At 61.8% G+C, this 7304-nt stretch carries 5 protein-coding genes and 2 pseudogenes; 2 read left to right on the top strand and 5 right to left on the bottom strand.

Translation table 11 applies throughout. The features are described from left to right. The 4 genes and pseudogenes from AB0N24_RS27235 to AB0N24_RS27220 all read right to left on the bottom strand — a co-directional run. Window positions 1–227: helix-turn-helix domain-containing protein (locus tag AB0N24_RS27235; protein WP_364131419.1), on the bottom strand; the 227-nt coding region annotated here is incomplete at its 3' end. A gap of 318 nt (window positions 228–545) precedes the next feature. Then, window positions 546–824 (bottom strand): annotated as a pseudogene (locus tag AB0N24_RS27230) (hydroxyquinol 1,2-dioxygenase); the annotation flags it as partial. A 491-nt stretch (window positions 825–1315) separates the two neighbouring features. Further along, entirely contained in the window at window positions 1316–3451 is a 2136-nt protein-coding gene (locus AB0N24_RS27225; RefSeq protein WP_364131648.1) for a glycogen debranching N-terminal domain-containing protein, read from the bottom strand. A gap of 532 nt (window positions 3452–3983) precedes the next feature. After that, window positions 3984–4325 carry a carotenoid oxygenase family protein gene (locus AB0N24_RS27220; RefSeq protein ID WP_364131646.1) on the bottom strand — a complete coding sequence of 114 codons (342 nt, stop codon included), beginning with the start codon at window positions 4323–4325 and terminating at the stop codon, window positions 3984–3986. Window positions 4326–4477: 152 nt separating this feature from the next. On the opposite strand from AB0N24_RS27220, the pseudogene AB0N24_RS27215 reads away from it, so the two are divergent. Next, window positions 4478–5728 (top strand): annotated as a pseudogene (locus AB0N24_RS27215) (ISL3 family transposase); the annotation flags it as partial. Window positions 5729–5896: 168 nt separating this feature from the next. On the opposite strand, the gene AB0N24_RS27210 reads toward AB0N24_RS27215, so the two are convergent. Further along, window positions 5897–6094 (bottom strand): hypothetical protein, encoded by a 198-nt coding sequence (locus tag AB0N24_RS27210; protein ID WP_364131650.1) that lies wholly within the window; start codon window positions 6092–6094, stop codon window positions 5897–5899. Window positions 6095–6653: 559 nt separating this feature from the next. Here AB0N24_RS27210 and AB0N24_RS27205 point away from each other — a divergent pair. Beyond that, window positions 6654–7304 (top strand): DUF4192 family protein (locus AB0N24_RS27205; protein ID WP_364131643.1); only part of this gene is annotated, 651 nt, incomplete at its 3' end.

The following is a 7304-nucleotide window of genomic DNA, read 5'->3' as shown; positions in this document are numbered from 1 at the left end:
TTCACCAGTTCCCATAAATGCAGCCCCAGTTGCACTGATCCGCCCGGCTCAGTCTCGAGCAAGCCGTGGACGGCGAGCTGGTGCACTAAGCGATGAGCTGTTGTGAGCGGCAGGCCTGACCTCTGTGCAAGCTCGGACAGCTGAAGACCTCCAGGGCCGTCAGGAAAGGCCGATATGAGCCTCACTACCCGATCCACCACAGACTCCCCGGATGCTGAGTTGGCCATACACGTCCTACTTCCACTCAATCGTCGGCGTCTTCGCTCAAACTCCGGCATTCCGGGCACAAACGCATCAAAACTCGACACCCCCCGCCCACCGGTAGTTCAGCGCCCGATGCACTATCCCGGAGGAAACCCACGATCCTGTCGATTTCACGCTTAAGTGTTTGTCGGTCTAAAAAACAGGTGGCGTATCTCCACCCATCATCGCAAGTTGATCACCTTCCATCTTAATCGGTGGCCCTGCCTTCGGTTGGCGTTAAAGCACTAGCAGGCATCTTCCGCTTCAGAAAAGTTGTATGTGTCCCGCCCGCTGCTCGCATCTCAGATGAGGACCGGAGCCAGGACAATGTCGAAGCGCGTGCGGGCCCACGACTGGCCGTTCACGTCGCGCCCGTCGGGAGTGAGGACACCGGCGGGCTGGGATTCAAACTTCTTGATGAGAGAGTCCTTGACGCCAAAGACGGAGTCGCCGATCTCGATCTGCGGGTCGCCGTCGACGAAGATGTGCGTCACGAGGGTCCTCAGGTCGGGGGCGGTGACCATGAAGTGCAGGTGGGACACGCGGACAGGGGACCGGCCAACAGAGGCGAGCATCTTGCCGTGCTTGTTCGAGTCCGTCAGGCTCCGATGCCTTCCCGTCACCGCCTTGCCCATTGCCTTATGTGAAGTGCAGGGCTGTGTCTATGCTGACTTGATCACCCGCGCGTTGACGGCCCATGATGTCGGTGACTTGGCCCTTGCGGATGAAGTCCAAGAAAGCGCGAATCATCTCAAGAACCAATTTTATGAGCAGTTCTGGCTGCCCTACCGGGGCTACTACGCGGTCGCCCGCCCTAGACCGCGATAAAAACCCTGTTGACGCATGTGCATCAAATATGGGTCTGGATGGAGCCGGCCTTGCCCAGATCCTGGGTCGGCCGCTTAACTCGAGCCTGTGTTGATCAACTGAGAGAGATCAGCGAGGCAGAGAGCGCTTCCCGAAGCGGCCCTCCGCCGGTCCTGTTCGCTCGCCCGTCACTTGTGTGCAAATTTCACGAAAGCCTAAATTGCTGGCCCTGATTCTGTTGGACTGGCCTATCCCTGCCGCTGAGTCAGGTGTTAGGGGGCAGCCGCTCAGGTTCCTCGAGATCCCCGAAAGACGGCCGCATACCCCTGTGGACCGTAATCCCTTCCGGCAGGCCGGTAACCGCAACCTCCGGCCCAGAGACGTTTGCCGTGAACCGCGCCCCACCCAGCGCGACGTTGGTGGCCTCGAAATCTCCCCAAGTCTCGGGCAGCACGGGGTCGAGCCACACCTTGCCCAGGGAAAGGTGTGCGTCGTAGCGCAGCAGGCTGCGGAACAGCATTACTGGGGTGGTGGCGGCCCAGGCCTGGGGTGAGCAAGCGGTGGGATAAGGGAGCGGCCTGGGGTAGTCGGTGCGGCTGAAGCCGCAAAAGAGTTCCGGCAGCCTGTGGTCGGTGTATTCGGCGGCTTCCATCAGCGATGAGGAGATCCGTTGGGCTTCCTTGACGAAGCCGTAGCGCATCAGCCCTGCGACGATCAGAGCATTGTCATGGGGCCATACGGAGCCGTTGTGGTAGCTGGCGGGGTTGTAGGCACCCATGTCCGTAGCCAGCGTTCGTACGCCCCACCCGCTAAACATCTCAGGGGACATCAGGCGGTCGACAACTTGTTGCGCCTTTGCCTCGTCAACAATGCCGGACCATAGGCAGTGGCCCATATTCGAGGCACATGCGTCCACCGGGCGTTTATTGCGATCGAGCGCGATCGCAAAGTACCCGCGGTCCGGTAACCAGAACTGCTCGTTGAACCGTTTCTTCAGCGTTTTGGCGCGGTCCCACAGTTCGGCTGCCAAAGCCTCGTCTCCGGCGTCGCGGGCCATCCAGGCGCGCGCGATATAGGCGCTGTAGACATAACCCTGCACCTCGCACAACGCGATGGGTGGCTCGGCGATGCTGCCGTCGGCGAAATTGACGCCATCCCAGGAGTCCTTCCAGCCCTGGTTGATGAGTCCTTGGTCGTTGAGTCGTTCGTACTCGACGAAACCGTCGCCGTCGCGGTCGCCGTAGTCACGAATCCAGTCCAGGGCTCTGTCCGCGTGGGGCAGTAGTGCTGCGATGTCATCGGCGGCGAGTCCCCACCGGCTGACTTCGCCCAATAGCGTCACGAACAGGGGTGTGGCATCAGCGGTGCCGTAGTAGGCAGATTTGCCTCCCAAGGCCAGCCCGGTACCAATGCCCAGCCGGACCTCGTGCAGAATCCGCCCCGGCTGTTCTTCGGTCAGTGGGTCCACAACGGCGCCTTGGCGGTCGGCCAGCGTCTGCAGGGTGCCCAGCGCCAGCGGTGCATTGATGGGCATCACCATAAACGAGGCCAGTAAAGAGTCCCGCCCGAACAGCGCCATGAACCAAGGCGCCCCGGCAGCCACAACCATTCGGTTCGGATGATCCGGGTCAACGATGCGCAAGGCGCCGATGTCTGCATAGCTGCGGTAGACGGTTTTTTCGACGGAAGGGTTCCCGATCTTGACCCGGGGGATACTTGCCACCCAGGCCTGCTGCCGGCTGTCCGGGGAGGCATGAAGGGGCAATCCGGGCTGAGCATCGGCCGCGTCCGGCACAACAGCCACGTGGACACTCCACTGGCCATGGGCGGGAATCACCGTGCGGAGCAGGAGTCCGTCCGTGCCAGGCTCAGCCCCTGGCGCCCGTACCGTCACGCGTTTGCGCACGTTGCGCCAGCTGGCTTCCAGGATCACGGAGCCGTCACCGAACTCGCGTTTCTGTTCCCACTGCCGGTGGAAACGCCCGTCCTTGACCTCAAAGAGGTCCGCGAAATCAGCATCCACAGAGAGCGCGAGCTCGCAGGTGGCAGGTTGGCGGGCGTAGTTGTGTACTGTAATTTCTTCCAGGATCCCGGCGCCCACGTCACGCTTGCGTTCCACCGTCAGTGGGCTGTCGGCACCCCCGTCAGCACGCACAGCCCTGCCGACGAAGATTCCCTGGTACGGCAAGGAAGTCCAGGCGCCCAACGCTTCCAGCGGCTGCCCGTTAATCGTCAGCACCCAACGGGACAAGATTCTGGTGTCCTGGTGGAAAACGCCGTGCGGGTGATGCGGGAAGATGTCACCGTTCTGCAGCGAGATGCAAAACGAGGAACCCTCAACGAGCGTTACAGCCCCCTCGCCGGTAGAACCGGCAGTGTTATCTGCGTTCCAACCGGCCACCGCAGGCATCATTAACACCCCTGCCTCAAGCTGATTCATGGACACCCGTGTTGACCGTCCTACATCAGTTTGAGCCCAACGGTACGCGGTTGAAAAGGCCCTGCATCGGCTGGCTCTTTTAACATCTCGATCGTCCCGAGTTCCAGATGCCCGCCCAGCAGCTGGCGGGCGGACGTTCGATACTATGCAAAGTCTCTGTCAGCAAATTGAGCACCAGTTATGGCGTATTTGCATTGTCGGCGCAAAATATCCGATGGAAGCCCACCAAAGCGAGCTGCCTAATCGGCTGCGAATCGACCGGGATGGGAAAAGAGCCCCAGGCCGACGCTCCGCCCTGTAAAGGCAGGGAAACAGACAAGGTTTCCCTGCCTTTCGGGTGTCAAGAGGCCGTACTCGTTTCAGGCGCACCAGTCATTAGCTCCCGTTGTGAACACAGGAGTCGGATCTCCCGCAAATATGCAAGCGGGGATCCCGTCTGCAGGGAACGCACTCCAACCCCCGCAGGCGGCCGCGAGGTCAGCTGATGTGCTGCTTACACGTCGAAGGAATGCCAGCTGCCATGAAAACCATAAGGAACGCGTGTGGGAAGTTCCACGCGAGCTACTGGTCCCTGGGTGATGTCAGCCGTATCAAAGATGAGGAAGTCACTCAGGTTATGCTTCGTGTTGTAGCCCAATGTCAGAAGCCAGCCGTCTGCCTCGGGCGCCTCGTCATGACGAGGCACAAAGACAGTTTCGAGGAAGTATTCTCCTCCGCCAGGGTTGTATTCCTTGTGATTTCCGGTTGCCAAATCAAGTTGGACAATGGTGTCGTGGAAGGCTCCGTCAACCCAGTCGCCTTTGTAGGCAGAGTAAAATCCGGTTGTGTAGGGTATACCGGCCCTTCGCAGATGAGCGTGGTTAGGGCGGTCTGAGGATACCGCCGCGGGCTGGCGGTTGTCGGTTCGGCCTGGTGCGGCAGGAAAGAGGTCAGGGCCTCTTTGAATTGGTAGCGACCAAGCAAACCAATACCAAAAGAGACCCTGACATGAATAACTCTATTTCTTGTTCCGATGGTCGCTGGTGCACCCGGGCTGATGCGCTGCTCGGTGTCGAGGGCATCCACGTCAGCACTGTCATGGCAACCGTCACTGGACTGGTTCTGGGCGTTGAAACCGGCGGGGAACTCGCAGGTTGCCCTGAGTGTGGCGTCGTCGCGGTCGGCCACGGACGCCGCCAGGTCCGGCTCCATGACATCCCCTGTTTCGGCAGGCCGGTGCGGCTGTTGTGGGCCAAACGCGTCTGGCGCTGCCCGGACCCGGGCTGCCCAAGAACGACATTCACCGAGGAACACCCGCTGGCCGGGCCACGGGCGAAACTCACTGCCCGGGCCGTTGGGTCGGCGACCGACGCGCTGCAGGCTTTCGATACCTCGGTCTCGGCCCTGGCCCACCAACTCGGGGTCTCCTGGCACACCGTCTGGAACGCCATCAAGGCAGAGGCCACCCGCCGCATCGGGAGCACCGATCGGCTCGCCGGCGTTGACGCGCTCGGTGTCGATGAGCATGTCTGGTCCCACACCGGCCAGCCCGGATCCGGCATGGTCACCGGGATCGTGGACCACACCCGCGACGCCCACGGCATGGTCCACGCCCGGCTGCTGGACCTCGTCCCGGGCCGATCCGGGAAGGCGTACGCCGACTGGCTCAAAGACCGCGGCACCGGGTTCACCGCCGGCATCAAAACAGCGGCGCTGGATCCATTCCGCGGCTACGCCAACGCGATCCGCGACGAACTGCCCGAAGCCATCACGGTCCTGGACGCCTTCCATGTTGTGAAGCTCGGATCAGCCATGGTCGACGAAGTCCGCCGCCGCGTCCAGCAGGACACCCTGGGGCACCGCGGCCGCAAGGGAGATCCGCTCTACGGGATCCAGAGGACCCTACAGATCGGCGCTGAACAGCTCTCCGACAAGCAGACCGCACGGCTTGATGCGAAACTCGCTGTCGGGGACCCCGACCACGAAGTCACCCTCGCCTGGCAGTGCTAGCAGAAGCTCCGCAACATCTACCACGCCCGGCCGGAACGGGGCCGGGAACTCGTCAACGAAGTCATCGCCTCATTCCCGACCTGCCCGATCCCCGAAGTCGCCCGCCTCGGCCGGACCCTCAAACAATGGAAGACGGCGATCCTGGCCAACTTCGACACCAACGGCGCCTCCAACGGCCCCACTGAAGCAATCAACGGCGTCATCGAAACCACACGCCGAATCGCCAGAGGCTTCCGCAACTTCACCAACTACAGACTCAGATGCCTACTCGCCGCCGACGGCCACCGACCTTACAGGATCAAACCAACAAACCATGCCCAAATGCGAAGGGCCACAAAAGTGCAGTCCAACGATGCTCTTACGCGAAAATCTAAGCGTATTTCTCGCATTAAAAGAGTGGTCACCGACGGCGGGAGGTTAGAACAGGACGACTGGCTTGATCGTTCGACCGCTCTTCGAGTCGTCGAACGCCGCGTTGATCTCGGCGAGGGGGTAGGTGCGAATCAGCTTGTCGATCGGGAAGCGTCCTGCCTGCCAAAGTGCGATCAGCTTGGGGATAAAGACCTGCGGTACGGAGCTGCCCTGCACGATGGTCTTGAAAGTCCAACCCTTCACGAGCGAGATGCCGATTTCGAATGACGTCTCTGTCCCGGGAGCTGCAGCTCCGACAAGCGCAAGCGTGCCTCTCAGGCCCAGGCTGTCGGCCCCCGCCCTCAGGAGCTGTGGGTTGGCGGTGGTGTCACACGCGGCACCCAGTCGACATCTCGCGTCTGCTCCCGGCCGGTCCGGAGGAGGCGGCTAGAAGCTCCGGGGCCCAAAATGCCGTACCCACGCGAGCCAGGTGGCGACACAGACATCTGGACAACCTAGTCCGTCATGCCGCCCCACTCCCCCGCCTCCATGAACGACCAGAAGCAACTTCGCTGTTTGTCATTCTGATCCCCATCATCGCTGGGCGGGTCCTCCGCGCAACCAGGGCGCTATGCGCCGGGCTCGATCCAACGTTTCGTTCGGCGCTCCTCCGTCGCTTATTTCCTCTCGAAACTTTGAATCGCTCCGGGTTCCCCAAGTTGCCCTCCGGACCCTCAAACCCAGCGGTGACTCCATGTATCAGAACGACGCCCAAATCTGACGGACACATCCGGTGCCCGCCAGCCGCTGAAGGAGAAGGACCATGGAACCGCTCACCATCAAAACCCCAGCCGACGTCCTCAGTTTCGTCGGGCACACCCTCGGGTTCTGGCCCCACGAGAGCCTCGTGTGCATCACCCTGGACGCCAACCGCGTCGGCGCAACACTCAGAGTCGACCTCCCCACCCGCGAGGGCGGACTCAGGTACGCACGCACCGTGGCCGACTACCTCGCCCACGACGCCAGCGCCGCCAGCGTGCTCTTCGCCGTGTACACCTCCGAGCCCCAGAAACCCGGGCAGCCCAAACCGCATGCAGCAACCATCGCAGCACTGACGTGCGCGCTGGCCGAACGCGGCATGACCATCCGCGACGGGCTCCTCGTCGGAGACAACACCATTTCCCCGTACGACGGCGACCCCCACAACGGACTGACACTCCCGCTGAAAGCGACTCAGTCCAGCCAGATCAACGCCGAATTCGTCTACCGCGGCAGCACCATCGCACCGACAAACCACATCACCCTGCCGGCCTCAACAAAAGAAGAACGCACAGCGGACGCCGTCGACGACCGAGTGAAAGCAATCCACGCAATGAACGCGGGCGAGGCCCTCGAACAAGCCAGGACACTCTGGGACGGCATGCTTGAGGCGATCTCCTACCCCAACGACGACCAGACCATCAATCTCATTGCG

Origin of the sequence: Arthrobacter sp. NPDC093128, from assembly GCF_040683875.1 — a bacterium.
In the GTDB taxonomy this organism is placed as follows: domain Bacteria; phylum Actinomycetota; class Actinomycetes; order Actinomycetales; family Micrococcaceae; genus Arthrobacter.
This window is presented reverse-complemented; position numbering and strand designations above follow the sequence as displayed.